Origin of the sequence: Kribbella sp. VKM Ac-2568, assembly GCF_004345365.1 — a bacterium.
Lineage (GTDB): Bacteria > Actinomycetota > Actinomycetes > Propionibacteriales > Kribbellaceae > Kribbella > Kribbella orskensis.
In genome coordinates this window covers 20,634-46,858 of sequence record NZ_SLVF01000017.1, presented here as the reverse complement: position 1 = coordinate 46,858, position 26,225 = coordinate 20,634, and the positions used below count along the sequence as shown (strand labels likewise).

Annotated in this window: 27 protein-coding genes; 14 read left to right on the top strand and 13 right to left on the bottom strand. The window is 68.9% G+C overall.

The features are described 5' to 3' along the window. Positions 1–20 precede the first annotated feature (20 nt). Positions 21–1,022 (top strand): hypothetical protein, encoded by a 1,002-nt coding sequence (locus EV648_RS36835; protein WP_241995971.1) that lies wholly within the window; start codon positions 21–23, stop codon positions 1,020–1,022. A 51-nt stretch (positions 1,023–1,073) separates the two neighbouring features. Here the strand turns inward: EV648_RS36835 and EV648_RS36830 are convergent, their stop codons facing one another. The 3 genes from EV648_RS36830 to EV648_RS36820 form a co-directional block, all read right to left on the bottom strand. Then, entirely contained in the window at positions 1,074–2,042 is a 969-nt protein-coding gene (locus tag EV648_RS36830; protein ID WP_132300167.1) for a Dyp-type peroxidase, read from the bottom strand. Positions 2,043–2,203: 161 nt separating this feature from the next. Next, positions 2,204–3,418 carry an RNA polymerase sigma factor gene (locus EV648_RS36825; protein WP_132300165.1) on the bottom strand — a complete coding sequence of 405 codons (1,215 nt, stop codon included), beginning with the start codon at positions 3,416–3,418 and terminating at the stop codon, positions 2,204–2,206. After that, positions 3,418–3,798: a YciI family protein gene (locus EV648_RS36820; RefSeq protein ID WP_132300163.1), complete on the bottom strand. Its 381-nt coding sequence runs from the start codon at positions 3,796–3,798 to the stop codon at positions 3,418–3,420. Before EV648_RS36820 ends, EV648_RS36825 begins: the two co-directional genes overlap by 1 nt. A gap of 256 nt (positions 3,799–4,054) precedes the next feature. Here EV648_RS36820 and EV648_RS36815 point away from each other — a divergent pair, with 256 nt between their 5' ends. Both EV648_RS36815 and EV648_RS36810 read left to right on the top strand, forming a co-directional pair. After that, the gene (locus EV648_RS36815; RefSeq protein ID WP_132300161.1) at positions 4,055–5,890 is read left to right on the top strand and encodes a type II CAAX prenyl endopeptidase Rce1 family protein; all 1,836 of its coding nucleotides are present in this window, start codon (positions 4,055–4,057) and stop codon (positions 5,888–5,890) included. A gap of 70 nt (positions 5,891–5,960) precedes the next feature. After that, a complete protein-coding gene (locus tag EV648_RS36810; protein ID WP_132300159.1) occupies positions 5,961–6,683 on the top strand; it encodes an HAD family hydrolase in 723 nt (240 codons plus the stop codon). Between the two features lie 218 nt (positions 6,684–6,901). On the opposite strand, the gene EV648_RS36805 is transcribed toward EV648_RS36810, so the two are convergent. From EV648_RS36805 to EV648_RS36785, 5 genes are all read right to left on the bottom strand, one after another. Continuing rightward, the gene (locus tag EV648_RS36805) at positions 6,902–7,861 is read right to left on the bottom strand and encodes an RNA polymerase sigma factor RpoD/SigA (RefSeq protein ID WP_132192267.1); all 960 of its coding nucleotides are present in this window, start codon (positions 7,859–7,861) and stop codon (positions 6,902–6,904) included. Positions 7,862–8,414: 553 nt separating this feature from the next. Next, positions 8,415–10,508, bottom strand: coding sequence for a S9 family peptidase (locus tag EV648_RS36800; RefSeq protein ID WP_132300157.1), 2,094 nt, complete (start codon positions 10,506–10,508; stop codon positions 8,415–8,417). Positions 10,509–10,577: 69 nt separating this feature from the next. Beyond that, complete coding sequence (locus tag EV648_RS36795) at positions 10,578–11,381, bottom strand: exodeoxyribonuclease III (RefSeq protein WP_132300155.1); 804 nt, start codon at positions 11,379–11,381, stop codon at positions 10,578–10,580. A 9-nt stretch (positions 11,382–11,390) separates the two neighbouring features. After that, positions 11,391–11,672 (bottom strand): hypothetical protein, encoded by a 282-nt coding sequence (locus EV648_RS36790; protein WP_132300153.1) that lies wholly within the window; start codon positions 11,670–11,672, stop codon positions 11,391–11,393. Between the two features lies 1 nt (position 11,673). After that, the gene (locus EV648_RS36785; RefSeq protein ID WP_132300151.1) at positions 11,674–12,171 is read right to left on the bottom strand and encodes a hypothetical protein; all 498 of its coding nucleotides are present in this window, start codon (positions 12,169–12,171) and stop codon (positions 11,674–11,676) included. A 105-nt stretch (positions 12,172–12,276) separates the two neighbouring features. On the opposite strand from EV648_RS36785, the gene EV648_RS36780 reads away from it, so the two are divergent. Then, a complete protein-coding gene (locus EV648_RS36780) occupies positions 12,277–12,789 on the top strand; it encodes a MarR family winged helix-turn-helix transcriptional regulator (RefSeq protein WP_241995969.1) in 513 nt (170 codons plus the stop codon). On the opposite strand, the gene EV648_RS36775 is transcribed toward EV648_RS36780, so the two are convergent. Continuing rightward, complete coding sequence (locus EV648_RS36775) at positions 12,786–13,499, bottom strand: TetR/AcrR family transcriptional regulator (RefSeq protein ID WP_241995967.1); 714 nt, start codon at positions 13,497–13,499, stop codon at positions 12,786–12,788. The two genes, EV648_RS36780 and EV648_RS36775, sit on opposite strands and share 4 nt — an antisense overlap. 72 nt (positions 13,500–13,571) lie before the next feature. On the opposite strand from EV648_RS36775, the gene EV648_RS36770 reads away from it, so the two are divergent. From EV648_RS36770 to EV648_RS36750, 5 genes are read left to right on the top strand one after another with little or no spacing between them, the layout of a single operon-like run. Further along, positions 13,572–14,456 (top strand): SDR family oxidoreductase, encoded by an 885-nt coding sequence (locus tag EV648_RS36770; protein ID WP_132300149.1) that lies wholly within the window; start codon positions 13,572–13,574, stop codon positions 14,454–14,456. After that, positions 14,453–15,625: a trans-acting enoyl reductase family protein gene (locus EV648_RS36765; protein ID WP_132300147.1), complete on the top strand. Its 1,173-nt coding sequence runs from the start codon at positions 14,453–14,455 to the stop codon at positions 15,623–15,625. Before EV648_RS36770 ends, EV648_RS36765 begins: the two co-directional genes overlap by 4 nt. A gap of 39 nt (positions 15,626–15,664) precedes the next feature. Next, on the top strand, positions 15,665–16,063 hold the full coding sequence (locus EV648_RS36760) for a hypothetical protein (protein ID WP_241995965.1): 399 nt from the start codon (positions 15,665–15,667) through the stop codon (positions 16,061–16,063). Then, a complete protein-coding gene (locus EV648_RS36755; RefSeq protein WP_132192260.1) occupies positions 16,060–16,452 on the top strand; it encodes a YccF domain-containing protein in 393 nt (130 codons plus the stop codon). Before EV648_RS36760 ends, EV648_RS36755 begins: the two co-directional genes overlap by 4 nt. Next, complete coding sequence (locus tag EV648_RS36750) at positions 16,449–17,198, top strand: MBL fold metallo-hydrolase (protein WP_199235032.1); 750 nt, start codon at positions 16,449–16,451, stop codon at positions 17,196–17,198. The genes EV648_RS36755 and EV648_RS36750 overlap by 4 nt, the downstream gene beginning before the upstream one ends. 6 nt (positions 17,199–17,204) lie before the next feature. On the opposite strand, the gene EV648_RS36745 is transcribed toward EV648_RS36750, so the two are convergent. Both EV648_RS36745 and EV648_RS36740 read right to left on the bottom strand, forming a co-directional pair. After that, positions 17,205–18,461 (bottom strand): MFS transporter, encoded by a 1,257-nt coding sequence (locus EV648_RS36745; RefSeq protein ID WP_199235031.1) that lies wholly within the window; start codon positions 18,459–18,461, stop codon positions 17,205–17,207. A 135-nt stretch (positions 18,462–18,596) separates the two neighbouring features. Beyond that, a complete protein-coding gene (locus EV648_RS36740) occupies positions 18,597–19,124 on the bottom strand; it encodes a hemerythrin domain-containing protein (RefSeq protein WP_132300143.1) in 528 nt (175 codons plus the stop codon). Positions 19,125–19,219: 95 nt separating this feature from the next. On the opposite strand from EV648_RS36740, the gene ddaH reads away from it, so the two are divergent. Further along, positions 19,220–19,987 carry a dimethylargininase gene (gene ddaH / locus EV648_RS36735; RefSeq protein WP_132300141.1) on the top strand — a complete coding sequence of 256 codons (768 nt, stop codon included), beginning with the start codon at positions 19,220–19,222 and terminating at the stop codon, positions 19,985–19,987. Positions 19,988–19,989: 2 nt separating this feature from the next. Here the strand turns inward: ddaH and EV648_RS36730 are convergent, their stop codons facing one another. After that, positions 19,990–20,919: a tetratricopeptide repeat protein gene (locus EV648_RS36730; RefSeq protein WP_158294173.1), complete on the bottom strand. Its 930-nt coding sequence runs from the start codon at positions 20,917–20,919 to the stop codon at positions 19,990–19,992. Further along, entirely contained in the window at positions 20,912–22,285 is a 1,374-nt protein-coding gene (locus EV648_RS36725) for a DNA polymerase IV (protein WP_241995963.1), read from the bottom strand. The genes EV648_RS36730 and EV648_RS36725 overlap by 8 nt, the downstream gene beginning before the upstream one ends. 57 nt (positions 22,286–22,342) lie before the next feature. Here EV648_RS36725 and EV648_RS36720 point away from each other — a divergent pair, with 57 nt between their 5' ends. From EV648_RS36720 to EV648_RS36705, 4 genes are all read left to right on the top strand, one after another. Next, positions 22,343–23,116 (top strand): MBL fold metallo-hydrolase, encoded by a 774-nt coding sequence (locus EV648_RS36720; protein ID WP_132300137.1) that lies wholly within the window; start codon positions 22,343–22,345, stop codon positions 23,114–23,116. A gap of 157 nt (positions 23,117–23,273) precedes the next feature. Then, positions 23,274–24,752, top strand: coding sequence for a glutamate--cysteine ligase (locus EV648_RS36715; protein WP_132300135.1), 1,479 nt, complete (start codon positions 23,274–23,276; stop codon positions 24,750–24,752). Positions 24,753–25,180: 428 nt separating this feature from the next. Further along, positions 25,181–25,594, top strand: a complete 414-nt coding sequence (locus tag EV648_RS36710; RefSeq protein WP_131337975.1) for a universal stress protein — start codon at positions 25,181–25,183, stop codon at positions 25,592–25,594. Between the two features lies 1 nt (position 25,595). After that, positions 25,596–26,213, top strand: coding sequence for an HhH-GPD-type base excision DNA repair protein (locus tag EV648_RS36705; protein WP_132300133.1), 618 nt, complete (start codon positions 25,596–25,598; stop codon positions 26,211–26,213). The last annotated feature ends 12 nt before the right edge of the window (positions 26,214–26,225 follow it).

Sequence of the window (26,225 nt, the reverse complement as noted above, 5' to 3'; positions counted from 1 at the left end):
TTCACTGGGGGTGCTTTGCAATGGGAAGAATGCAGGGGTACGGCGGCAGGGTGGTCGCCGGACGACGGTCGGCGTCGAGGGCAGTGGGGATCGTGGCCGCCGGTCTGCTGGCCGCCGGGATGATCCCGGCCGGGGCGAACGGCGCGACCACGACGAACACCAGGGACACCACGACCGCGGCGAGCAGTGCGGCGAAGGCCTGTGGGATCTCGGCGGGATCGGTGACGGCGGCGGGTGACCACCGGATCCAGAGCTTCCTCGCCACCAAGCCGATCACCCGGACCGAGAACCGGTTCGTTGCCCGAGGCATTCACTCGGCCGGCCAGCCGCGGCTCACCAGCAGGTGGGAGTACGCGCCGGCAGAGGAGGGCGGCAGCGTCAGTCACGAGGCGGTCGTCGCGCTGGGGAACGTGCTGTATGACAGCGGCTACCTGGTGCCGCGCGGCGGCGGGACGCCGTACAAGTATCAGACCGTGATCGGCGGCGGCTGGGCGCCGTTCTCAGCTGTCGAGCACTCGGAGTACACGGTGGCAGGGCGGCAGCTCCGGGTGACCGACTACGGTCTCCGCTCGGACGGGACCCTGTTCCGCTGGAACGTCACCTCCACGAACGGGAAGAAGGTGCGGCACCCGAGCGGCTCGGCGGCAGGCTTCGGCGCGGTCAAGTCGATGGCTCTGTTCAGCCAGACCGCGACCTACGACGCCTTCCTGGTGAACCTTCGCGGCGGGGGGCTTTACACCGTCCGGATCCCCACCACCTCACCGATGAAGCCGATCGTGAAGAAGGTGCGGACCTCCACCTGGCAAGGCTTCGAGACGATGCTGACCGCTCGCTGCGGCAACTCCGGCACGCTGCTGCTCGGCATCGACAAGGACACCGACTCCGGCTACCTGTACGCCGTCGGCCACGCCACCGGTGCCTCCACGATCATCCAGAGCCTCGGCAAGGTTCCCGGCACGTTCGCCGACCAGGTGAACTTCACCTGGCACAGCTACTCCGACCCGCTGCTCTTCGGCGAGTAACCGATCCGGCCGAGTGGTCGCGTTCCCTGGCGTCTGGTGGCGCCAGGGGAGTCAGGGGGCAGGTGGCAGGTCGTCGAGGAAGTCGGCGGTGGGGACGAAGAAGAGGGTGCCGGTGGTCGCGGTGGAGAAGTCGAGGATGCGGTCGTAGTTGCCCTCGGGCTCGCCGAGGAACATCCGCCGCAGCATCAGCTCGGTGACGGCCGGATCCTTGGCGTACGCGATGTAGTAGGTGCCGGACTCCTCCGTGCCGATGGTGCCGAACGGCATGTTGTCGCGCAGGATCTGCAGCTCGTTGCCGTCCTCGTCCTCGATCACGTTCAGCGCGATGTGCGAGTTGGACGGCTTCACGTCGTCCTGCAGCTCGATGTCGTCGAGCTTGGTCCGGCCGATCACCAGCTCCTGCTGCTCGACGCTCAGCGCATTCCAGGCGGCCATGTCGTGCAGGTACTTCTGCACGATCACGTAGCTGCCGCCGGCGAAGTCCGGGTCCTCGGCGCCGATCAGGACCGCCTCGTTCGCCTCCTCGCCGGTCGGGTTCTCGGTCCCGTCGACGAAGCCGAGCAGGTCGCGCATCTCGAAGTACTTGAAGCCGTGGACCTCGTCGATCACCGTGGCCGCGCTGCCGAGCTCGCTCATGATCTGCTGGCCCAGCTGGAAGCACATGTCGAGCTGACCGGCTCGGATGTGGAACAGCAGGTCGCCCGGTGTCGAGACCGCGCGGTGCTTGGCGCCTTCCAGCTCGATGAACGGGTGCAACTTCGCCGGCCGGGGGCCGCTGAAGAGGCGGCCATAGGCGTCGGAGCCGATGCTCGTGACGCACGACAGGGTGCCGGCCGGGATGCGGAAGCCGACCGAGCGAGTCAACCCGGTGACGCGCTCCAGCAACGCTCGGGTGGCCTCCTCGCCGCCCGGTTCGATCCGGACCACCAGGAAGATCGCGGCGCCGGTCAGCGGCATGAGGACCGACTGCGGCAGCGCACGCGTCGAAGCAGTCGGTCCGGGAGTCGGATCGGTCACCATCGAGATCTCCTTCGCGGTCGTTCACAAGGTCACAGGTGGGCCGGAGGTGTCGTCAGCGACAGCATGCAGCAATTGCCTGCTTCGACCGTCAGGCGGGTCTCATCAGCCGGTCGAGGAACGCGATCAGCAACTCGAATCCCGGCCGGCCGAGCTGGAGAAAGTCAGCCCAGTGCGGCCGCCTTGCGCAGCAGCACTGAGCGTTCGCGCTGGTTGGCGCACAGCCGAGCCGCCAGCTCCAGCTCGGCGCGCGCCTCCGGTCGCCGGCCGAGGCGGGCCAGCAACTCCCCGCGTATGGTCGGCACCAGATGCGAACCGGGGAGCCGGTCCAAGGCGATCAGCTCGTCCACGATGGCCAGGGCTTGCGCCGGCCCCGAGGCCATGGCCACGGCGACGGCCCGGTTGAGCTCGACCACCGGCGAGGGCGCGACCCGGCCGAGCGCCTCGTAGAGCACCACGATCAGGTCCCAGTCGGTCGCCTCGACCGAGGGCGCCGACGCGTGGGCGGCGGCGATCGCGGCCTGCAGGCCGTAGGGGCCGAGGCCGCCAGTCGATGCCTTGGCCAGCGCGGCCAGCCCACGGCGGATCGCCGAGAAGTCCCACCGCCGCCGGTCCTGGTCCTCGAGCAGGATCGGCGAACCGTCCGGGCCGATCCGGGCCGGGAAGCGCGCGGCCGTCAACTCGCACAGCGCGAGCAGGCCGTGCACCTCCGGCTCGTCCGGCTGCAGCGCGGCCAGCGTGCGGGTCAGCCGGATCGCCTCGTACGCGACGTCGGGGCGCAGTAGCCGATCGCCCGACGTGGCCGTCGACCCTTCGGTGAAGATCACGTAGAGGACGCTGAGCACGCCGCCCAGCCGCCCCCTGCGCTCGCCGGCCGCCGGCAGCTCGAACGGCACCCCGGCCGCCGCGATCGTCTTCTTGGCCCGGGTGATGCGGGCCTGCACGGTCGGCACGGGTACGAGGAACGCGCGGGCGATCTCCTCGCTGGACAGGCCGCCGACCACGCGCAGGGTCAGCGCCACCCGGGCCTCGGGGGAGAGCACCGGGTGGCAGCTGACGAACATCAGCGCCAGGATGTCGTCGTCGATCCTGTCGGGGTCGATTTCCTCGTCGACCGCCGGGTCGGTCGCCAGCAGGGCGTATCGGTCCTGCAGGGCGGTCCGGCGGCGGATCGCGTCGATCGCCCGCCGCCGGGCCGTGGCCATCAGCCAGCCGGCCGGATTGGCCGGAGAGGCGAGCGGCCACGACACCAGCGCCTCAGCCACGGCCTCCTGGGCCGCGTCCTCGGCCAGCCCGAAATCACCGGTGAACCGGGTCAGCGCGGCGACGATCCGCGCCGACTCGATCCGCCAGACGGCCTCGACGTTGGCCGTACCCATCAGTGCTGGACGGTGCTGTCCTGCGGGACCTCGTCCTCCTCGGGCACCCGCCGGATCTCGATCTTGGACCCTGGGGCCGCCGGGACCCGCTTGGCCCACTCGACCGCCTCCTGTTTCGAGGCGACATCGAGCAGGAAGAAGCCCCCGAACAGTTCCTTGGTCTCTCCGTACGGCCCGTCCGTGACCACCGGGGCCTCGCCGCTGAAGTCGACCACGGCGCCCTGGCCCGGATCGTCCAGCCCTTCGGCCCCGAGGAGAACGCCGGCCTTCATCATCTCCTCGATGAAGAGGCGGGTCCTGGCAATCCCTTCCTCGATCGAGGCCATCATGGCGGCGTTCGACTCATCGGTGCCCCGCATGATCAGCATGTACTTCGGCATCGCGTTCTCCTCATCCGGCGGGGCCGCCTCTCGGCCCTCGCACCCAAACGTCGAACGAGCGGCCCGCGGATCGACACGGCCCCGCAGAAATCTCGCCGCGACGCAGCCGAATCCGTCCGACCCGCGTTTCGCCCGTCGGACCCGGCCCTGAGCGATGGCTGACGGCATAACAGACATGGCGGAAGCATGCCAGCGATTCCCGCTCCCGAGGCACAATCGTGCCCCCACTCTTGCCTCGATCTCATAGAGTCACGACATGGACCCGCACTCAGGCCCCCCACCCCACCCGGACTCACCTGAGCCTGCGCCCACCCCCGCCCAAGCCGAGTCGACCCAAGCCCCAGACTCCTCGTCCCTCGAGCACCAACCGGAAGCCGAGGACCCGGAGTCCGGCACCACCGAGCACCAGCCGGAAGCCGAGGACGCGGTTCCCCGCACCACCGAGCGCCAGCCCATCCCGCAGCAGTCACCCCCCGCCCCCTGGCAACCCCCAGGCGGCCACGCCTTCCCCAACCACCCCCAACCCAGCCCCCAGGACCAGCCCAACCGTCCACACCCCGGCACAGCCGGGACGCCTCAGCGCCCCCAGGCATACCCGCCGGCGCAGCCGGGCAGCTATCCGCCAGCCCAACCCGGTTCTCCTCCACCGGCTCAGCCCAGGAGCTACGGCCCACCCCAGCCATACCCGCCGGCCCAGCCAGGCGCCTATCCGCCGGCGCAGCCGGGCGCGTATCAGCAGGGTGGGCAGCCCGGGTTCTGGTCGCCCGAGCAGCCGCCGCCACAAACGCAGTACGGGCAGAGCCAGCAGCCATACGGCCCGCCCGGCCAACCACCGGCGCAGTACGGGACGCCTGGGCAACCGCCGGCGCAGTACGGGCAATACGGCCAGCCGCCGGCCCAGTACGGGCAATACGGCCAGCCGCCGGCCCAGTACGGGCAGTACGGTCAGCCGCCGGCGCAGTACGGGCAATACGGCCAGCCGCCGGCGCAGTACGGGCAGTACGGTCAGCCACCGGCGCAGTACGGGCCGCCGGGGCAGCCGCAGTACGGGCAGCAGTATGGGGCGCCCCCGCAGTACGGGGTGCCGTATGGGCAGCCGGGGTATGGGGTGCCGTTCGGGATGCGGGAGCCGGCGATCGTGGCGGCTCCGCCGGGGACGGCGTTCCATCGGCTGGCTCGGACGGCGAAGCACCGGTGGTGGCGGCCGCTGGTCGGTACTGCGTTCCTGGCCGCCGCCGCGTTCCTGGTGACGGCTGCCGTCGTGGTGTGCTGGGAGATCGCGCACGCGCTGATCACCGGCGACTTCTCCGAACCGGCGGGCGACGAACTCTTCTCCGGCGACACCGAGAACCTCGCCATCACTCTCACCATGCTCGGCGTCCTCATCCCGGTGGTCCCGTTCGCCGCCTGGCTGATCCAGCGGCGCCCGGCCTGGAGCGTCGCATCGGTGCTCAACCGGATCCGCTGGCGCTGGCTGCTCCTGTGCTGCCTGCCCGCGCTCGGCTACATCGTGCTGTCGTACGCCCTCGGGATCCTCGTCGACGCGGTCTTCCCGCCCACCGAGGACGCCACAGACTCCGGCTCCTGGGTCGGCTTCAGCGCCTTCGTCGGACCGGCCCTGGTCATCCTGCTGCTGGTGCCGTTCCAGTCCGCGGCCGAGGAGTTCATCTTCCGCGGCTGGCTGATTCAGGCGGTCGGCGCCTACGGCCCGGACGACACGAACGGGACCGGATTCGTCCGCCGGCTCAAGCTCGTACTGCGGACGCCGTGGCCGGCGTTGGTGGTCAGCAGCGGGCTGTTCGTCTCGGCGCACGGGTACACCGGCTGGGCGATGGCCGACATCTTCCTGTTCGCGATGGTGATCGGCTGGCTGACGATTCGCACCGGCGGCCTGGAAGCGGCCATCACGCTGCACGCGCTCAACAACCTCGCCGCCTTCTTGTTGCCGGCGGCAATGGGTCAGCTCGACGGCTGGGCCGACCAGGGCGGCGCGCCGTGGACGCTGCTCGTCGTCGACATCCCGTGCCTCGCGTTCTACGCCTTCGCGGTCTCCTGGCTGGCCAAGCGCCGGCAGCTCCTGTCCGTCAGCTGACCGGGCGGCGGCAGTCCACCGGTGGAAATCCGGAGGAGTTCTGTCGGTCTGATCTGGCAGGGTTGGCGCCGTGACGAACGTGAAGACTGAACCGATCGAGGCCGTCCTCTTCGACTGGGGCGGCACCCTGGCCACCTGGCACGACATCGACCTGTACTCCGTGTGGCGGTCCGTGGCGGAGCTCATCGACGAGGAGCGGGCGGACGACCTTGCCGCGCGGCTGGTCCAGGCCGAGGAGACCGCCTGGGCGCGATCGCGGGACGACCACGTCAGCAGCACCCTGGAAGACGTCTGCCTGCTGGCCGAGGTGGTGATGACGCCGGCGGCCCTCGCGGAGTACGAGCGTCGTTGGCATCCGCACACCGAGCTCGAGCCGGACGCGATCCAGACCCTGACGGACCTGCGCGAGCGCGGTCTGAAGATCGGCGTGCTGTCGAACACCATCTGGTCCCGGCAACGCCACGAGGACATCTTCGCCCGCGACGGCGTGCTCGAACTGATCGACGGCGCCGTCTACACCAGCGAGGTCCCCTGGACCAAGCCGCACCCGGAGGCGTTCCTGGCCGCGATGCGAGCCACCGGCGCCACGGACCCGGCCCGCTGCCTGTTCGTCGGCGACCGCCTCTTCGACGACGTCTGGGGCGCCCAGAACGTCGGCATGCGAGCCGCCCACATCCCCCACAGCGCTATCCCACCCCATCAGATAGGCCACACCGAAGGCACCCCCGACGCCACCATCACCCACCTGGCCGACCTCCCACCCCTGATAGACACCTGGAACACCCCCGCCTAACCCCACCCACACTGCGTACGCCGTACGCCTGCAAGCTGGCGGCGTGGGTGTGGGCGTCCTGGGGTGGTGGTCGTTAGCTCCAGGTAGTTGCGGGATGGAGACGTGCAGAACCCCCGGGGTCTGGTGGCGCCGGGGGTTCTGGGCATGAGCAGGACCCCCGGCCGGGAGGGCGGCTCGGGGGTCCTGGGTGGGGGTTTGGCTGGCTGCTGGGCTCGGAGTTAGGCGGCCAGTGTGGGGTCGGCGAGGAGGCGGAGCCGGCCGAGCGCTTCGCGCTCGATCTGGCGGACCCGCTCGGCCGAGATCCCGTGGACCGCGCCGATGTCGGCGAGCTTGGCCTGGCGGCCGTCGTGCAGCCCGTAGCGGCGCCGGATCACGTCCGCCGACCGCGGGTCGAGCTGGTCGACCAGGCTGAACAGGCCCGAGCGGTCCGACGCGTCGGCGACCAGCTGGTCGGGGCCCGGCGCGGTCTCGGCCGCGATCAGGTCGCCCAGCGAGGTCTCACCCTCGTCGTCGATCGGGTTGTCCAGGCTGATGTGGTCCCGGCCGATCCGGATCAGGTCGGTGACCCGCTCCACTTCCAGGTCCAGCTCTGCCGCGATCTCGTCGATCTCCGGCTCCCGCCCGAGCTTGCGCTCCAGCGTGCGCCGCGCCGAGCCGATCTGGTTCAGCTGCTCCACCACGTGCACCGGCAGCCGGACCACCCGGGCCTGCTGCGCGATCCCTCGCGTGATGGCCTGACGCACCCACCAGGTGGCGTACGTCGAGAACTTGAACCCCTTGCGGTAGTCGAACTTCTCCACCGCGCGGATCAGTCCCGTGTTGCCCTCCTGGACCAGGTCCAGCAGCGGCATCTGGGAACGTCCGTAGCGGCGGGCGATCGATACCACCAGCCGGAGGTTGGCGGTCACGAACCGCTGCTGCGCGCGCTGGCCCTCTTCGGCCAGCCACTGCAGCTCTTCCTCCGTGGCATATTTGGGCGCCCCGCCCTTCTTGCGTCCAACCCGCCCCTCGGCCAGCAGTTGCTCCGCGAGGAGACCTGCCTCGACCGTCTCAGCGAGCTCGACTTCTTCTTCAGCGGTCAGCAAAGGAGTGCGAGCGATCTCTTCCAGGTAGAGACCGACGCTGTCCTTACCGTCGATACCGTCGTCCGTGGAACGGACACGAGCCATGCGAGCCACCGAAACTCCCTTCGTCGTTACATGGAGAGCAACGCTCGAGTGAGGTTCAAGATTCCACGATGAGTGTGTAAACAGCCTGAACGTTCCCTGAGATTTCCCGGCACCGCCGTTCACCGGCAAACCAGCTTTGAATCCGCCGACCGGACCGCTTCTGCGCGCTCTCCAGGCGCCGCGAGCACGATCGGCTTGATCTGCAGGCTTTTCGCCGTCCAAAGGCCCCGGCAACACTTCTCAGGCGATTCACCTGAGCGGCGGGAATGGCCTTCCCAAGTCGCCACGGACCGCCACGGATTGTGTTGCAGGACACACCATCAATCTCACTCACCACATGCAACGCACCAGGTACCCCGCACCTTCCCCGGCAAACGACGCCCGCCACCTTGCGTCACCGCCCGTCGGTTTTCCCGATTTGCGCAGGGCAACGTGTTCCGAACCCAGCGACCAGAACCCCACCAACGGCAGGACCCGCAGCACCAGGCTCACCGGTCGGGGAGAGCGCGGTACTGCGGGTCCAGGGGTGCTCCGGGTCCGAAGGTGCGGATCCAGGGGTAGGTCAGGTGAGGCCGAGGGTGTCGAGCTCCCAGGCGAGGGTGAACGCGAGCTCACGCCAGGCGTCGTACCGGCCGCTGCGGCCGCCGTGGCCGGCCTCCATCTCGGTCTTCAGCAGCACGTCGACGTCGCCCGCCGCGGTGGCCCGGAGCTTCGCCACCCACTTGGCCGGCTCGACGTAGAAGACGCGGGTGTCGTTCAGGCTGGTGATCGCCAGGATCCGCGGGTACTCCTGCGCCGTCACGTTCTCGTACGGCGCGTAGGACTTCATGTACCCGTAGACCTCGGGGTCCTCCAGCGGGTTGCCCCACTCCTCCCACTCGATCACCGTCAGCGGCAGGGACGGGTCCAGGATCGTCGTCAGCGCGTCCACGAACGGCACCTCGGCCACGATCCCGCCGAAGGCCCGCGGCGCCAGGTTCGCCACCGCGCCCATCAGCAGGCCGCCCGCGCTGCCGCCCTGGGCGACGATCCGCTCGGGCCGGGTCCAGCCTTCCTTGACCAGGTGCTCGGCCGCCGCGATGAAGTCGGTGAAGGAGTTGCGCTTGGTCAGCATCTTGCCGTCGTCGTACCAGTGCCGGCCGAGCTCGCCACCGCCGCGCACATGAGCGATCGCGAACACCACGCCCCGGTCGAGCAGCGACAGCCGCGCGATCGAGAACCACGGGTCCATCGAGCTCTCGTACGACCCGTAGCCGTAGAGCACGACCGGCGCGTTCCCGTCCTTCGCCACGTCCTTGCGCGCCACCAACGAGATCGGCACCTGGGTGCCGTCGGCAGCGGTCGCCCACTCCCGGTACTGCGTGTACGCGCCGAGGTCGACGCCACCCAGTACGGGTTGCTGCTTCAGCAGGCGGCGCTCACCCGTCGCGATGTCCACGTCGTACGTCGTCGAGGGCGTCACGAGCGAGGTGTAGCTGAACCGGTACCGGGTGTCCTGCCACTCGTCGTTGCGGCCGGGGGAGACGGTGTAGATCGGCTCGTCGAAGCCCAGCACCTCGGGAGAACCGAAGGCAGCGCTCTCGGGGTCGCCCGACTCCCGGCGCATCACCGCGAGCTCGGTGAGCGCGTCCCGGCGGCGGAACAGGATCACGTGGTCCGCGAACGCGTCCACGCCGAGCAGCCGGCTCGAATCGTCGCCCTCGATCATGGTGGTCCAGTCGCCGGGAGAGTCCAGCGGCGCGGTCGCCAGGGAGAAGTTCGCGGCGTCCGCGTTGTGCACGATCAGCAACTGATCGCCCGCATGCTCGACGTCGTACTCGACGCCCTCGCGCCGGGGTGCGACGACGACGGGTTCGCCGGTCGGGTCCTGCGCGTCGAGCAGCCAGACCTCGCTGGTGAGCTTGCTGCCGAGGGAGATCTGGATGGCCTGCTCGTTGCGGGTCAGGTCGACGCCGACCCAGAACCGCTCGTCGGTCTCCTCCATCACCAGCACGTCGTCGTCGGTGCTGCTGCCGAGGGCGTGCCGCCAGACCTGGTACGGCCGCCAGGCGTCGTCGACCTTCGTGTAGAAGATCGTCGAGCCGTCGCCGGACCAGGCCGAGCCGTAGTGCACGCCCGGCAGTTCGTCGGGGAGCAGTTCGCCCGTGCTCAGATCCTTGATCCGCAAGGTGAACCGCTCGTCGCCGGTCAGGTCCACCGAGTAGGCGAGCAGCCTGCTGTCGGGGGAGACGTCGACGGTGCCGAGCGAGAAGAACTCGGAGTCACCGGCCACCTCGTTCCCGTCCAGCATCACCTCTTCGCCGGGGATCTCGCCGTCGGTCGCGGGCGGCTCGTCGCCGTCCACCTTCACCCGGCAGCTGATCGCGTACTGCTTCCCCTCGACCGTGCGGGTGTAGTACCAGAACCCGCCGCGCCGGGCGGGCACGCTCAGGTCGGTCTGCAGGGTGCGGTCCGAGATCTCGGAAAAGATTGCCTCGCGCAACGACTCGAGGTGCGCGGTGCGCTTCTCGGTGTAGTCGTTCTCGGCGCGCAGGTAGTCGAGCACCTCGTCGCTCGACTTGTCCCGCAACCACTCGTAGTCGTCGACGAAGACGTCTCCGTGGTGGGTGCGTTCGATCGGCTTACGGGCGGCAACTGGGGGATTCAACTCGGACATGCCGCGAGACTACCCGCGCCGCCGTCCCGCCGTACTGCGGTATTCCACAGAGATCGACTGCGGTGGTCCTCAGAGCCCGTACGTCGCGACGACGGGGGCGTGGTCGCTCCAGCGGTCGGCGTACGTCGGAGCTCGGTGGATCTCGCAGCCGGTGGCTGAATCCGCGAGTTCGGGCGAGGCGATCTGGTAGTCGATCCGCCAGCCGGCGTCGTTGTCGAAGGCCTTGCCGCGCCAGGACCACCAGGAGTACGGACCGGGCCCCTCGCCGCCGAAGCGGCGGCCGAGATCGACCCAGCCGGCCTCGAACAGGCGGTCCATCCAGGCGCGTTCCTCGGGCAGGAATCCGCTCTTCTTGCGGTTCGCTTTCCACGCCTTCAGGTCGACCTCGTGGTGGGCGACGTTGAGGTCGCCGCACAGCAGGACGTGCCGGCCATCGGCGCGCAGTTCGGTCAGCCGGGTGGTGATCGCGTCCAGGAAGGCGTACTTCTCGGCCTGGCGCGGCGGCGTCTCGAACTCGCCGGTGAAGACGTAGGTGCTGACCGCCGTGAGAGTGGACCCGTCGTCGAGCACGACGGTCGCCTCGACCCAACGGCCCGAACCGGCGAACCGCTCCGGACCGATCTCGGCGCGCTCCGCCTTGATCGGCCTCCGGCTCGCGACGGCCACACCTGCGCGGCCCTTGCTGCCCTCGATCGCCGGTTCCGCGTGGGCCAGGTGCCAGTCGCCGCCCAGGTGGTCACGGAGTACCTCGTCGGTCGCGCGCACCTCCTGCATCAGCAGCAGGTCCGGATCGGTCTCCTCGAGCCACGCCGCCATTCCGCGGCGATAAGCAGCCCGTACCCCGTTCACATTCACAGTCGCGACCTTCAACACGCAAGAACCCTAGCGTTCGCCCGCTGCCTGTACGGCGGGGACGTACGAGCGGAGGACACGCAAGGCGAGATAGCCGCCGACTGCTGGGACGAAGGAGAGCCACTTGGCCTTCGCCGGCGCGTTGGCTGCCGTCAGCGCGGTCACGACGGTCACCAGGTACGCCGTACCGTGCGTCGGGCCGAGCGCTGATGACGCAGCCGGCCAGTGCACGGTCAGGAGGTTCGCGAAGAGCAGGGTGACGGTGATGGCTTCTGCGGCGGCCGCGAGTTTGAGGACGGTCAGATTGGTCATCTCAGGCTCCGGTGGTGGAGCCGGGGCGGACGATCATCAGGACGACCACGACGGCCCAGAGGAGCGCGAAGATCCCGGTGGTCATCGAGAGAGCCTTGGCCTGGGGGAGGGATTCGGCTCGCTGCTCTTGTGAGCCGGTGGCGGCCGCGAGGATCCGGCTCTGGCCAGGGAGCACGATGAAGGCGAGTACGCCGGCTGCCGCGAGCGTGAGCACCATCGAGATGATCAGCCAGTAGTCACCCAGTACTCCGAGTCCGGCGCCCACGGCGAGGCCGAAGACCGGCACCGTCAGACCACCGATCGCATACCCGCGGCTGATCCGGTGCAGCACGCGGAGGACCCCGACATCCCCGGTCCCGGCGACCACGGTCCCGGCGTTCTCGGTGCCGGCGGTGAGGGAGCGGCGGGCGATCGGCGGGAACATGCTCGCGGCGACGGTGACCGGGCCGACGAAGATGATCGCGGCCAGGACGTGCACGCTGAGAAGAACCTTGTTCATCAGAGGTGAGCTCCAGCTCCTCCGGAGGCAGTTTCAGTCAGACTATAACTCCAGTTTCAGTCCAACTGAAACCGGGCCGCACGAGCCTGCTGGGATGATGAGCGCGTGACGGTGGAAGAGAACGCGGACTCCGGCGCGGCGAACGACAAGCCGGCGGATTCCGAGGCGGCGAACGGCAGGTCGGCGGCGATCAGTCCGGCGTTGCTGCTGATGATGCTCGGGCGTCAGGTGCGGGAGAAGACTGATGCCGAGCTGCGCAATCGAGGGTTGTCGCTGCGGCATCTGTCCGCGCTCGGGCATCTGGCTCACCAGCCCGGGCTGTCGTACAGCGAGCTCGCGCGGCGCGACGGCATCACCGCCCAGAGCATGCAGTCCACGCTGCTCCAGTTGCAGGAGATCGGCGCCGTCGAGCGGCTGACCGCCCCCGGACGCGGTCGCACGGCGGACCTCCAGGTGACACCCTCCGGGCAGGTCCTGCTCGACCACGGCCGCGCAGTACTGAAAGCCGCCGACCAACGCCTGCTCGATGCCATCGGCAATGAGAACGCCGACCTGATCGCGCAGTTCGCCCTCCAGGCACTCACGGCCATGAACGAGTGGGAGCCATCTAAGGGCTAGTCGGGTCGAGCGGTCGACAGAATGGCGTCCAGAGAGTGTTCGCAGAGGTGTTCCAGCTCGGCAGGGGAGACCGTGGGACTGTCGATCCAGGTGAGCAGCGTCTGCTCGACGTATCCCTGCCAGCCGTAGCAGGCGAGCTCGACCAGCGGCGTGACCTCGATCCCGCGCTGCGCGACCGCGGCGATCACCCACCGGCTGAACACCTGCCGAAGCTCGGAATGCAGAGCCCGTACTTCGGGATCGCCGGCCGCCGACATGAGAAGAGTCGCCCGATACAGCTGAGGTGCTTCCAGAACGGCGCGGACGAACGCCCTGATCCCGCTGCGAAGTTGCTCGTCGGGCGGCAGCGAAAGATCCGGCGCGGTCCGCAACATCACCTCGGCGGCGGCCGCCTCGATCACGGCGTACTGGAACTTCTTCTTGGAGCCGAAGTAGTGGAAGAGCAGAGCAGGAGACACGCCCGCCTCGGCGGCAACGACCTCGACGCTCGGTTCCCGATGCGGATCCGCCTCCAGCACCCGCCGCGCGGCCTGCAGGATCTGCGTCCGCCGCTCCTCCGGCCGCAACCGCCCCGCGCGCTGCCCGCCGCCCGCCTCGCCGACACCCGCCTCGCCGACACCTGCCTCGGGGGTGCCGACCTGCATCTCGCCGGAGCGCGGCAGGGATGAGCCGGGCTCCGGGTCGCGGGGGACGGACGAGGCGTAGGTCATGGGGAGAGTCTATTGAGTGTCGGCTCAATAAGCACTTACTGTTGAGTACCCACTCAACAGGCGGAGGTAGCGATGGCTGGCAAGGTCGTGCTCATTACCGGGGCGTCTCGGGGGATCGGGGCGGCTGTTGCCCGGCGGCTGGCGAGTGAGGGCGCGAGGTTGGCCCTGGTCGGGCTCGAGCCTGATGAGCTGAAGAAGGTGGCCGAGGACTGCGGTCCGGAGGCCGGCTGGTGGGAAGCGGACGTCACCGACACCGACTCACTGCGCACAGCGGTCGAGGCGGTGATGGAGAAGTACGGGCGGATCGATGTCGTCGTCGCGAACGCCGGGATCGCCGCACCGGGCTTCAGCCGGAGCATGGACCCGGCCGTCTGGGAGCGCGTTCTCGACGTCGACCTGTACGGCGTCTGGCGCACGGTGCACGTGACGCTGCCGCACCTGCTGGAGAGCAAGGGATACCTCCTGCTGGTGTCGTCGCTGGCCGCTGTCGTCCACATCCCCGGCCTGGCGTCGTACAACGTGGCCAAGGCCGGCGTCGAGGCGATGGGCAACAGCCTCCGCGCGGAACTGAAGCACCTCGGCGTGGATGTCGGCGTCGCGCACCTGACCTTCGTCGACACGGACATGGTCCGCGGTGTCGACGAGCATCCGGTCTTCGGCAAGGTCCGCACCGGCGTACCGCTGGTCAGCCGGGTCTATCCGCTGGAACTCGCGGTCGACAAGTTCGATCAGGGCATCAGGAAGCGCTCTCGCGTCGTGCACGTGCCCGGCTGGATCGGCCCCCTCAAGATGTTCCGTGCACTGATGCCGCACCTGGTCGAGTTGGGCGCCCGGTTCAACGTGCCGAAGGCCGACCGTGCCGCACTGGCGGACATCGAGGCCCGCGGTGCCGCTGCATCCTCCCGCGCCTCGGGAGTCGGCGGCCTCGCCGACACCGAGAAGGCGGCCCAGCGATGACCGATGACCTCAAGAAGGACCGCCAGTACGACGTGGTGATTTTCGGCGCGACAGGCTTCACCGGCGCCCTCACGGCCGAGTACTTCGCCAAGCACGCGCCGGCTGAGCTCAGGTGGGCACTGGCGGGTCGCAACAAGGCCAAGCTCGAAGCAATACAGAAGAAGGTCGGTGCTGACGTCGATCTCCTCCACGCAGACGTCGAGGACCCGGCATCGCTGAAAGCGGTCGCCGAGTCGGCCCGGATCGTCGTCACAACCGTCGGCCCCTACGTCCGGTACGGCGAGCCGCTGGTCGCCGCCTGCGCAGAACCCGGCACCGACTACCTCGACCTGACCGGCGAGTCGGAGTTCGTCGACCGCATGTACGTCGCGTATCACGCCAAGGCGATCGAGACCGGCGCCCGGCTGATCCACTGCTGCGGCTTCGACTCGATCCCGTACGACCTGGGCGTCCAGTTCACCGTCGAGCAACTCCCCAAGAACGTCCCCATCCACGTCGACGGCATGATCCGGGCCGGCGGCAAGCCCTCGGGTGGCACGTTCGAGACCGCGATCACCGCCTTGTCGCGCGGCAAGCAGAACCTCGACGCTCACCGCGCGAGACGCCGGGCCCAGCCACGTCCCGAGGGTCGCTCGGTCAAGCTCGTCGCCGGCAAGATCCGTCGCCTGCAAGGCTTCTGGGCGGTCCCACTTCCGACCGTCGACCCGCAGGTCGTCGCGTACTCGGCCTCGTTGCTCGACGACTACGGCCCCGACTTCCGCTACTCGCACTACGCCGCCGTGAAGCGGTTGCCGATGGTCGCCGGAGGTATCGCCGGACTCGGTCTGCTGGTGGTCGCCGCTCAGGTACCGCCGGCCCGCAAGGTGCTCCTGAACAGGATCAAGGCAGGCGACGGTCCGTCCGAAGAGCGCCGCGCGAAGTCCTGGTTCAAGGCGCGCTTCATCGGTTCGGGTGGCGGCAAGCGAGTGATCACCGAGGTCGCCGGCGGGGACCCGGGCTACGACGAGACCGCGAAGATGCTCAGCGAGTGCGCGCTCTCCCTCGCTCTCGACGATCTCCCGAAGACCGCCGGTCAGGTCACTACAGCGGCCGCGATGGGACCGGCCCTCCGCAAGCGCCTGGTCGACGCCGGCATCACCTTCCGGACCATCGCCACCGAGAACTACTGACCGATGCCCCGACGGGTGAGATCGGCGGACGGAACGGAGATGGCGCTCTACGAGTACGGCGACCCCGCCGCGCCGGTGCTCGTCTGCGTCCACGGCTACCCGGACAACGCCGCCCTGTGGAACCCGGTCGCGGCCAGGCTGACGGACCACTTCCGCGTCATCACGTACGACGTGAATGGACTCAACCTGTACCGGGCGAACGTCGTACCGAGGTTGCTGCGACCCGAGCCGCGGCGCACCGACGTACCGGTGCCGGCGGTGTCGCCGGACGGCGACGCGTTCGTGACCACCCCACTGCAGACCGATGTGGCGCGGTGGGCCCCGCACCTCGGCGTGCAGGTGATCAGGGGCGGGCACTGGTTGCCCCGGAATGATCCCGGACTCGTGGCCCGATTGACCTTGCAACACACCCGCCGGGTGGCAGGCTGGCAGGTATGAGAACGATTCTGAACCTGATCTGGCTGGTGCTGGCCGGATTCTGGCTGGCCCTCGGGTACGTGCTGGCCGGCCTTATCTGCTGCATCCTGATCATCACCATCCCGTTCGGCATCGCATCGTTCCGGATCGCGAACTACGCGCTCTGGCCGTTCGGCCGGACCATGGTGGACAAGCCCAGCGCCGGCGCCGGTTCGGTGCTCGGCAACATCATCTGGGTGATCGTCGCGGGCTGGTGGCTGGCGCTCGGCCACCTGGTCACCGGGATCGCCCTGTGCGTCACGATCATCGGCATCCCGCTCGGCCTGGCGAACTTCAAGCTGATCCCGATCTCGCTGCTCCCGCTCGGCAAGGAGATCGTCCCCAGCGACGCGCCGTTCGCAACCCGGTGACCGCACCGGAACGCGCGCGGACGCTGACCGTCCTGGGCTCGTGTGGCGCTTGGCCCGAGCCGGGGAGAGCGTGCGCCGGTTTCCTGCTCGAGTACGACGGCTTCAAGGTGGTGCTCGACCTCGGGTACGCCGCGTTGCCGGCTCTGCTGACTCATTGCCCCGAGGGCGAGGTCGACGCGGTGATCGTGACGCACCACCACCCGGATCACTGCGTCGATGTCAGCGCGCTCGCTCGCGTCCGCTACTACCTCGCCCCCGACGCCGCGCCGATACCGCTCTACTGCCCGCCCGGCGTTCTCGACGTACTGCGGGCGCTGGAGCCGCGGCCCGATCCGGCGACGGTGTTCGACGTACGGGATCTGGCGTCAGCGAGGGAGATCGGGCCGTTCCGGCTGGAGACCGCTCTCTTGCCGCACTACGTGACCAACCTCGGGGTCAGGCTGAGTGCTCCGGATCTCGCGGTCGCCTACACGGGCGACAGCGGTCCGGGGCCGGAGCTGGGGAAGCTCGCGAACGGCACCGACCTGTACATCTCCGACGCGACTCTGCAGGGGGCATCGCCGCCGACGACGCCGCGCTATGTGATGACGGCGACCGAAGCCGCGTCAGGTGCCGCCGGTGCGAAACGATTGTTGTTGACCCACTTCTGGCCCGGCTCGGATCGTGCTGTCTCTGTTGCCGAAGCTCGCGCGGTCTTCGACGGCGAAGTACTGGCCGCGGAGGAAGGCCTGACGATTACCCTCTGACGACGGTTAGTTCTTGACCTCGAGGTCGTCGTCGGGGAGACGAGCGTGGCGGAATTCGGAGCGTTGCAGCAGGACCGACTTGACCGCCATCCCGACGACGACGAACCACAGCGCCCAGTGCGGCCCGAAGAAGTCCGCGAGCAGGCCGCCGACCGGAGCGCCGATCACGATCGCGGCTCGGTTCACCGACCGCATCGTCGCGTTCATCCGGCCGAGCAGGGCGGACGGGGTGATCGATTGGCGGTAGCCCATCTCGATCGGGCTGTCGATACCGATCGAGAGACCGAACAGGAACTGTCCGGCGCAGAGCAGGACCAAGCCGGTCGTATCGCCGCCGGCGAGCGGGATCAGCAGATAGGCGATCGGCGTCAGCCAGCCGGCCGCGATGATGGCCGGTCCCACCCCCAGCCTGCGACCGACCCAGCCGGACGCCGTCGCGCCGACCACCGAGCCGATCCCGCTGAAGGCGTAGGTGACGCCGAAGAGGAAGGCGCCCATGTCCAGGGTCTTCAGCACATAGTTCACGTAGACCGCGGTGAAGGCGCCCTGGAAGAAGAACCACAGGTGACTGGTCAGCGCCAGTGGCCCGAGCGTGCTGTTGCGGTAGACCCAGGACAGGCCCTCGCGGATCTCCCGGCGCAGGTTCCTCGGCTGATCGGTGCCCGGGGCAACTTCAGGTTGGAGCGGCCGGACGGTCGCCAGCAGGATTCCCGACACGAGATACGACGCGGCGTCGATCAGGATCGCGAGCGGTCCGCCGAGCAGCTTGACCAGGGCACCGGCCAGCACCGGCCCACCCGTCTGCGCCACGGCGCTCGACTGCTCGAGCCTGGCGTAGGCCGAGGTCAGCAGCGGTGCCGGCACCAGTGACGGTGGGAAGGACTGGTGCGCCGCGTCGTACACGAGGGACAACGCGCCGAAGACGAACACGATCACGAGCAGCAACGGCAGACTGAGCAGGTCGAGCTCGGCAGCGATCGGTATCAGCAGCAGAACGAGCGCCCGGGCGAAGTCCGTGCCGATCAGCAACGGTTGCCGTCGGCGCCGGTCCACGTAGACGCCGACGATCAGACCGAAGAGGAGATAGGGCAACCATCGGGCCGACTGGAGCAGACCGAGCTCGGTGTTGGACGCGCCCAGGGTGAGGGCGGCGACGGTCTGCAGCGCGAGCACGGTGACGGCGGAGCCGACCATCGAGACCGCGTCCGCCAACCAGAACCGCAGGTACGCGGGATAACCCAGCAACGGGAAGCGGCGGCTCACCCACCAGACCCTAGGTTCCCGGCAGTCCAGGCAAAGCAGGTGACCCCGCCTCCTTGGGCACGGGCCAGCCGCACTGACGCCGATTCTGGCGACTGGCCCGTGCTCAAAGGAGCAGGGTCACAACTCCGGTGGGACTCAGGACTTCTGGCGTGCCCCGGCCTCCTTGACGATGCGGCGGACGTTCTCGATCCGGCCGCAGTCCTCGTCGATCAACCGGGCCCGCTCCGCCGCGAACTCCGCACCGAGCTGCCGGCGGATCTCCTCGGCGACATCGGTCCTGGCCGGGTTCAGCACGTCGCGCTCTTCTTCGTCGAGGTGATGGGAGAGCGCTTCCGAGAGCTCGTGCTCCTTCTCGCTGAACTCCTCGCTGGCAGGGTCGTCGACCTCCAGCAGCGCGAGCAGCGCTTCGTTGCCCTCGTCGTGCTCGTGTTCGGAGTGCTCGACCTCTTCCTCGTCGATCGCGTTCTTCTTCCGCAGCGCCGGATAGACCTTGGATTCCTCGGCCTCGGCGTGCGCGACCAGCACGGTGGCCAGATCCGCCAGTACCGCGCTCCGGTCGGACGTCTCGTCACGCAGTTCCCGCAGCGCCTCCTCGAACCACCGGTGGTCGGCGAGGATGACCTCGACCGCGTCACCGCCGGTGTGCTGCAGGATCTTCGGCATCTCTCATCCTCCAAAGTAGGCCACGGCGTCCAGGGAAAACCGCTTGTGCCGCCGGTACCCGGGTGGCGGTCGGCCAAACCAGTTAATCTGCGCTGATGACCACCGATCGCGCCCTGATCCGCCGCCCGAGCCCCCGTCTGGCCGAAGGTCTGATCACGCATATAGAACGCGTTCCGGTCGATGTGGAGCTCGCCGCACAGCAATGGCAGCAGTACGTCGACGCGCTGGCCGAGGCCGGCTGGACCTGTGTCGAGGTGCCCCCGTTGGACGACTGCCCTGACGGAGTGTTCGTCGAGGACACGATGGTGGTCTTCCGCGACCTGGCCGTGATCGCCCGGGCGGGCGCGAACGAGCGCCGCCCCGAAGCAGCCGACGCGGAACGCGCCGTGGCTGCGCAGGGTTACCGCATCGCGAACATCGCCGAGCCCGGCACGCTCGACGGCGGCGACATCCTCAAGATCGGAAGCACCGTGTACGCCGGACTAGGCGGCCGCACCAACCAGGCCGGGATCGACCAGCTTCGCGGATTCCTGGAACCACTCGGGGCCGAGGTGATCGCAGTACCTGTGCGCAAGGTGTTGCACCTGAAGTCGGCGGTGACCGCGCTGCCGGACGGGACGGTGATCGGCTACGAACCGCTCACCGATGACCCGGGCGCGTTCCCTAAGTTCCTGGCGGTGCCGGAGGAAGCCGGCGCGCACGTGGTGTTGCTGGGGGAGGGGCGGCTGCTGATGGCGGCTTCGGCGCCGCAGTCGGCGGAGCTGTTCCGCGAACTCGGCTACACGCCGGTCGTCGTCGACGTCAGCGAGTTCGAGAAGCTCGAAGGCTGCGTCACCTGCCTCTCCGTCCGCCTCCGCGGCTGAGGTCAGAGCCAGCGGCGGCGGGCGCCGGCGGCGGCCTCGCGGTCCTTCCTGCTCTTGGAATCCGCCAGCTCGCACGCTTCCTGCAGTGCGCCCCGGGCCACGTTGGTGTCCGGATGATCCGTGCCGAACGCGTCGATGCTGTCGGCAAGTGTCGTCTCGAGGATCTGGATCGACGGTACGAGCTGTCCCGCGAACATCGTCGCCCGGCCGAGCGCGCCGCGCGTCCGCAGTACCGAGGGATTCGTCCGGCCGAGGACCGGCTCGAGCTTGGCGAGTCGGGCCGTCAGCAGCTTGGCCTCGTCCCGCGGTCCACCGACAATCGACTGTGCGCTGGTGATGCCCTCGATCGCAATCCGGGTCAGATCGTGGCCCGCGCCGAACACCCGGACCAGCTGAGGCGTGATCAGCCCGAACCAGGCGATCGCCGCACCGTAATCGCCGGTCGCGAGCTGCGCCTGCGCCAGCCGGAGCCGGACCTGCAACGTCGCCGGATCATCCGCCTTCAGCGCCTTCTCGCAAGCGGCCAGCGAAGTTTCGTACAGCGGGAGCGCCCCAGCGGAGTCGCCCGCCGCCCAGCGCGCTTCCGCTTCCTCGTACGTCGCGTCGGCCAACTCGGGACGGTTCTTGAACTCCGACGGCGGCTGCTCCGTCGGCGCCGTGCCCGGCAGCGGGTGCTGCAGGAGCTTCCGGCCGACATAGCTGTGGCCGCCGGTCCGGATGATGCGATAGCGGCCGACTCGCGAGATCGGCACCCAGAGAAAGGTGACGTACAGCGTCCGCACCGAGGAACTGCAGTGCGGGCAGACGTCGTGATGCCCGTAGAAGTGCGTGCCGAGGCCCTTCATCCCGTTCGGATCGGGTGCCCGCCACGCCACGGACGACGCGGTGCAGGAGCGACAGAACGGGTACACGCCACCGCGGACCTCATTCATCTGGCCCATCCTGGCCGGTCGCCGCGTCTTTGTCGCCCCCCACTTCGTCCGGTGGTGGTTTGGCCGTCACCACCTTGGTCAGCGCGGGGTCGTCGACCGCGAAGGTGCGCACCGGTCCGGCCGGCGTCGATGCCGTCTCGAACCGCACCGTGACCCGCCCGCGCCCCGACCCCCAGACCCAGCCCTGCCCGTACTCCGGATGGGTGACGTCCTGGCCCGGGTAGTAGCCGACCTGCCGTTCCCGCGGGCGCTCCGGCAGGTCGACGAGCTCGAGCGGAGCCTCTGCGTGCTCGCTTTCGGTGAAGAGGTCGTCCTGGATCCAGTCGGCCAGCGAGGAGACTCCTACGCCGAGCAGCCGGATCCCGCCCGAGATGTCGCTGTCCTCGAGCAGCCGTCGGGCGACGCGCGCGATCACCCGGGGGTCGTCGGTCGGCCCGGCCAGTGTCGACGAGCGGGTGTGCGTGGTGAAGTCATGCATCCGCGTCTTCACCGTCACCGTCCGGCCGGACAGCTGGGCCTTCTGCAGGCGTTCGGAGACGCGGTGCGCCATCCGGTCACCGATTGCCGCCAGCAAGGACCGGTCGATGATGTCGGTCTCGAAGGTGTCCTCGATGCTGATCGACTTGGTCTCCCGGTCGCTCACCACCGGGCGATCGTCCGAGGCCGTCGCCAGCCGGTGCAGGCTCGACCCATGGGCCGAACCCACGTGCCGGATCAGCTCGTCCTCGTCGAGCTGCTGCAGGTCCGCGACGGTCCGCACGCCGGCCATGCTGAGTCGTTGGGCGGTCGCCGGACCGACGCCCGGGATCACCGTCACCTGCATCGGCGCGAGGAACTCCGCCTCGGTCCCCGCCGGCACCACGACGACGCCGTCGGGTTTGTCGAGGTCGCTCGCGATCTTCGCGATCAGCTTGGAGGTGCCGGCTCCGACCGAAGCGGTGAGGCCGCCGCTGGCCTCCTTGATCGCGGCCTTGAGATCTTCCGAGATCGCCTGCACGTCCTCGACCGTCAGGTTGTTCAACCCGGCGGCAGCCAGATCGACGAACGCCTCGTCCAGGGAAAGCGGCTCGACCAGCGGTGACAGCGCACGCATCTGCGCCATCACGGCCTGACTCGTCTCCCGGTAGACGTCGAACCGCGCCCCCAGGTACGCCGCGTGCGGGCAGCGCGAGCGTGCCTCGGCAGTGGACATCGCCGAGCGCACGCCATACTTACGGGCCTCGTAGGACGCGGTCGACACGACGCCGCGCAGGCCGATCCCACCCACGACGACAGGCTTGCCGCGCAGGGAGGGCTTGTCCCGCTGCTCGACCGCGGCGAAGAACGCGTCCAGGTCGACGTGCAGGATGGATGGATCGGTACGCACTGTCACAGTCTCCCCGGCCGCACCGACAATCCCGCGCTGCCTGGCAGGATTCACGCCATGACTAGCTTCCCGGCGCACTGGGACGACGGCACCACGTCGACCGCGCCCGACCATCAGGTGCACTGGTACGACGACCGGACGGCGATCATCCGCCAGGCGCTGCGCACGAACTTCGAGGGCCCGTTCATCTACCTGCTGCTCGGTTCCGAACGCGCTCTCCTGCTCGACACCGGTACCGGTCATATCGACCTGCGCTCGGTGGTCGACGAGTTGCTGAAAGGCCGCGACCTCGAGCTCGTGGTCGCGCACACGCACGGTCACGGCGACCATGTCGGCGGCGACGACCAGTTCGACTCGGTCGTCGGGCGGACCGCCGAAGAGGTTGCCGAGTACTTCGGGATCGCGTCCTGGCCGGAGCAGATCGTGCAGTTCGACCTCGGCGACCGGGTGCTCGACGTGATCCCGCTGCCCGGCCATCACCCCTCGCACCTGGCCTTCTACGACCGAACCACGCGGTTGCTGCTGACGGGTGACTCGCTGTACCCGGGCCGGCTCTACGTCTTCGACTGGCCCGCGTTCCGGGCGAGTGTGGCTCGGCTGGCCGAGTTCGTTGCCGACGGCAATCCGGTCGAGCTGGTGCTCGGTACCCACATCGAGATGACGGACCAGCCGGGCGTCGACTACGAGATGGGAGCCGACCGGCATCCCGGTGAGCACGAGCTGCAGCTGGATCCCGCGGTGCTGACGGAACTCGCCGAGGTGATGGCGCAGGCCGGTGACACCCCGGCGCGGATCGAGCGCGACCACTTCATCGTCTATCCCGTGGGATGACCTGGTCGAGCCCCTCGGACGACCTGCGCGCGGCCCACCGGCGTACCAGTAGGTGGGCCGCGACGCGAGCTAGGTCACACGAAGGGCACGGTTCAGGCACACTGAGGCCAGGTACCGGCAGGTAGCGCACCACAGGCAGGCGACAGGGGAGGCGCAAATGGGCGAGGAAGTCGACCGGGTCGAGTTCACCCGGGCGGATCGGACCGCATTCCGCAACCAGGTGCACCGCAATCTGGACGCGTTCGCGCGGATGCTGCGCGAGGCGCGCTTCGCCGCTGAGCGGCCGATGACCGGCATCGAGATCGAGCTGAACCTGGTCGACGAGAACCACGACCCGGCGTTCAAGAACTCCGAGGTGCTGAGCGCGATCGAGGACGACGCGTTCCAGACCGAGCTGGGCCAGTTCAACATCGAGATCAACGTGCCGCCCGGCCAGATCGACGGCACCGGGCTGGACACGATGGAGGCCTCGATCCGCGACAGCCTGAACGCGGCCGAGGAGAAGGCGTCGCGGACCGGCTCGTCGATGGTGGTGGTCGGGATCCTGCCGACGCTGCTGACCGAGCACATCCACCGCGAGGCGCTCAGCACCAACCCGCGGTACGCGTTGCTCAACGACCAGATCTTCCAGGCTCGCGGCGAGGACGTGCAGATCGCCATCGACGGGATCGAGCGGCTGCAGGTCACCGCCGACAGCATCGTGCCCGAAGCCGCCTGTACGTCGACGCAGTTCCACCTGCAGGTGACTCCGGAGGCGTTCCCGCGCTACTGGAACGCGGCGCAGGCGATCTCCGGCGTGCAGCTCGCGATCGGGGCGAACTCGCCGTTCCTGTTCGGCAAGGAGCTGAACCGGGAGACCCGGATCGCGTTGTTCGAGCAGGCCGCGGACACCCGCACGCACGAGCTGAAGACGCAGGGGGTCCGGCCGCGGGTGTGGTTCGGTGAACGCTGGATCACCTCGATCTTCGACCTGTTCGAGGAGAACTCGCGCTACTACCCGGCGCTGCTCCCGGTCACCTCCGACGAGGATCCGATCGCGGTACTGGATCGTGGCGACACCCCAGCACTTTCGGAACTGCGGCTGCACAACGGGACGATCTATCGCTGGAACCGGCCCGTGTACGACGTTGTCCGGGAGAAGCCCCATCTGCGGGTGGAGAACCGGGTGCTGCCGGCCGGCCCGACCGTGGTCGACACGATGGCCAACGGCGCCTTCTACTTCGGCCTGGTCCGGGCGCTCGCCGACGACGAGCGGCCGATCTGGTCGCAGATGTCGTTCAGCGCGGCGGAGGAGAACTTCCACGAGGCGGCCCGGCAGGGGATCGACGCCGAGGTGTTCTGGCCCGGCGTCGGTACGGCCCGAGCGACCGAGCTGGTACTGCGGCGGCTGTTGCCGATGGCATCGCGGGGACTCGACGAATGGGGGGTCGACGCGGCGGTGCGGGACCGGCTGATGGGCATCATCGAGCAGCGCTGCCTGACCCACCGCAACGGCGCCTCCTGGCAGGCCGACGAGTTCCACCGGCTGTACACCAAGGGATCCCACAGCCGCCGGGACGCGCTGCGCGGGATGCTGCGGCGGTACTGCGAGCACATGCACGAGAACACCCCGGTGCACGAGTGGCCCATCGATTAACCGAGTAAGTCCGGCGCCGGCGGACCCGACCGCCGGCCTGGGCGATTCCGGAGACAACGTAAGACAAGGGCGGAACCGGGGTCAGCCGGGCGGAACAGTTTCCCTTGCCTAGAGCAACATCCGGCGATCCCTGCGCTGGTTGGAACCTCGGCGTACCGGCTCCGGGCGCGTCCGGTGGCGCGGTCGGGCCATCACTGCAAGGGTGTGAGTTCGCGAAGGTTAGAAGGTGTCTGTGCGGGTATGGAGTCGTGAACCGAAGTGCCCCTGACCGGTCGGTCCGGCCGCCCCGGCCCGGCCGTGTTGCGGGCACAACTGCCGGAGGGTCACGGTCGCGACACAGGTGGTGCTTTTCCACAGATGCCGGAGCGGGTTCAGGGCAGTATCGTTCGGAACGGGTCGACAGTGACACCCGGAGGTGAGGCAAGTCGATGACGACCATCGTCGTGGGTTATGTGCCGAAGGCCGAAGGGCGCGCGGCGCTCAGGCGGGCGGCAGAAGAGGCGACGCTTCGCGACGCCAAGCTGGTGGTGGTGAACTCGCACCGGGGCGGACGCAGCTTCGACAGCGACGAGGCCGCGGCGAGTGATGCCGCGTTGACGGAGGTACGGGAGCAGCTCGACTCGACCGGTGTGCCCTACGAGGTGCGGCAGCTGGTGCGTGGACTCGATCCGGCGGAGGACCTGGTGGCCGTCGCCGAGCAGGTGCACGCGGAGTTCATCGTGATCGGCCTGCGGCGCAGGTCCCCGGTCGGCAAGCTCATCCTCGGCAGCAATGCTCAGCGGGTGCTGCTCGACGCTCCGTGTCCGGTGCTGGCCGTGAAGGCCGAGGAAGGGGAGGACTGAGGTGACTTCGACACGCAGCAAGAAGCTGTGCCTCGCACAGCAGCCCGACGCCGACGAGATGCTGAGCAGGGACCCGTTCGCACTGCTGGTCGGCATGCTCCTCGACCAGCAGATCCCGATGGAACGTGCCTTCGCCGGTCCGGTTGCGATCGCGCAACGGATGGAAGGCCCTTTCGACCCGTCCACGGTCGCCACCTACGATCCGGACGGATTCGTCGAGGTGGTGGCCGGCCCGCCGGCGATCCACCGCTTCCCGACCGCGATGGCCGCGCGGATCCAGACCCTGGCCAAACACCTGGACGAGGAGTACGGCGGTAACGCCTCGGCGGTCTGGGCCGATGTGAAGTCTGGGGACGACCTGCTGGCCAGGCTGTCCGCACTGCCCGGGTTCGGTGCGCAGAAGGCGAAGATCTTCGTCGCACTGCTGGGTAAGCAGCTCAAGGTCAGGCCGCGTGGCTGGCGTGAGGCGTCCGAGCCGTACGGGGAGGACGGCGCGTACAAGTCGGTGGCGGACGTGATCGACGTGGCTTCGCTGGTGAGGGTGAGGCAGTTCAAACAGGAGCAACAGGTCGAGAAACGGGTGGTCGCCCGGCCGTTGCGGCAGACCAGGAACAGTTGAAGATTTGATCGT

Excerpts from the sequence above, each read along its gene's own strand:
- EV648_RS36835 (WP_241995971.1), top strand. The coding sequence starts at position 21 with ATGGGAAGAATGCAGGGGTACGGCGGCAGGGTGGTCGCCGGACGACGG.
- EV648_RS36830 (WP_132300167.1), bottom strand. The coding sequence starts at position 2,042 with ATGGTGACCGATCCGACTCCCGGACCGACTGCTTCGACGCGTGCGCTG.
- EV648_RS36825 (WP_132300165.1), bottom strand. The coding sequence starts at position 3,418 with ATGGGTACGGCCAACGTCGAGGCCGTCTGGCGGATCGAGTCGGCGCGG.
- EV648_RS36820 (WP_132300163.1), bottom strand. The coding sequence starts at position 3,798 with ATGCCGAAGTACATGCTGATCATGCGGGGCACCGATGAGTCGAACGCC.
- EV648_RS36815 (WP_132300161.1), top strand. The coding sequence starts at position 4,055 with ATGGACCCGCACTCAGGCCCCCCACCCCACCCGGACTCACCTGAGCCT.
- EV648_RS36800 (WP_132300157.1), bottom strand. The coding sequence starts at position 10,508 with ATGTCCGAGTTGAATCCCCCAGTTGCCGCCCGTAAGCCGATCGAACGC.
- EV648_RS36790 (WP_132300153.1), bottom strand. The coding sequence starts at position 11,672 with ATGACCAATCTGACCGTCCTCAAACTCGCGGCCGCCGCAGAAGCCATC.
- EV648_RS36785 (WP_132300151.1), bottom strand. The coding sequence starts at position 12,171 with ATGAACAAGGTTCTTCTCAGCGTGCACGTCCTGGCCGCGATCATCTTC.
- EV648_RS36775 (WP_241995967.1), bottom strand. The coding sequence starts at position 13,499 with ATGACCTACGCCTCGTCCGTCCCCCGCGACCCGGAGCCCGGCTCATCC.
- EV648_RS36770 (WP_132300149.1), top strand. The coding sequence starts at position 13,572 with ATGGCTGGCAAGGTCGTGCTCATTACCGGGGCGTCTCGGGGGATCGGG.
- EV648_RS36765 (WP_132300147.1), top strand. The coding sequence starts at position 14,453 with ATGACCGATGACCTCAAGAAGGACCGCCAGTACGACGTGGTGATTTTC.
- EV648_RS36760 (WP_241995965.1), top strand. The coding sequence starts at position 15,665 with ATGGCGCTCTACGAGTACGGCGACCCCGCCGCGCCGGTGCTCGTCTGC.
- EV648_RS36755 (WP_132192260.1), top strand. The coding sequence starts at position 16,060 with ATGAGAACGATTCTGAACCTGATCTGGCTGGTGCTGGCCGGATTCTGG.
- EV648_RS36740 (WP_132300143.1), bottom strand. The coding sequence starts at position 19,124 with ATGCCGAAGATCCTGCAGCACACCGGCGGTGACGCGGTCGAGGTCATC.
- ddaH (WP_132300141.1), top strand. The coding sequence starts at position 19,220 with ATGACCACCGATCGCGCCCTGATCCGCCGCCCGAGCCCCCGTCTGGCC.
- EV648_RS36730 (WP_158294173.1), bottom strand. The coding sequence starts at position 20,919 with ATGAATGAGGTCCGCGGTGGCGTGTACCCGTTCTGTCGCTCCTGCACC.
- EV648_RS36720 (WP_132300137.1), top strand. The coding sequence starts at position 22,343 with ATGACTAGCTTCCCGGCGCACTGGGACGACGGCACCACGTCGACCGCG.
- EV648_RS36715 (WP_132300135.1), top strand. The coding sequence starts at position 23,274 with ATGGGCGAGGAAGTCGACCGGGTCGAGTTCACCCGGGCGGATCGGACC.
- EV648_RS36710 (WP_131337975.1), top strand. The coding sequence starts at position 25,181 with ATGACGACCATCGTCGTGGGTTATGTGCCGAAGGCCGAAGGGCGCGCG.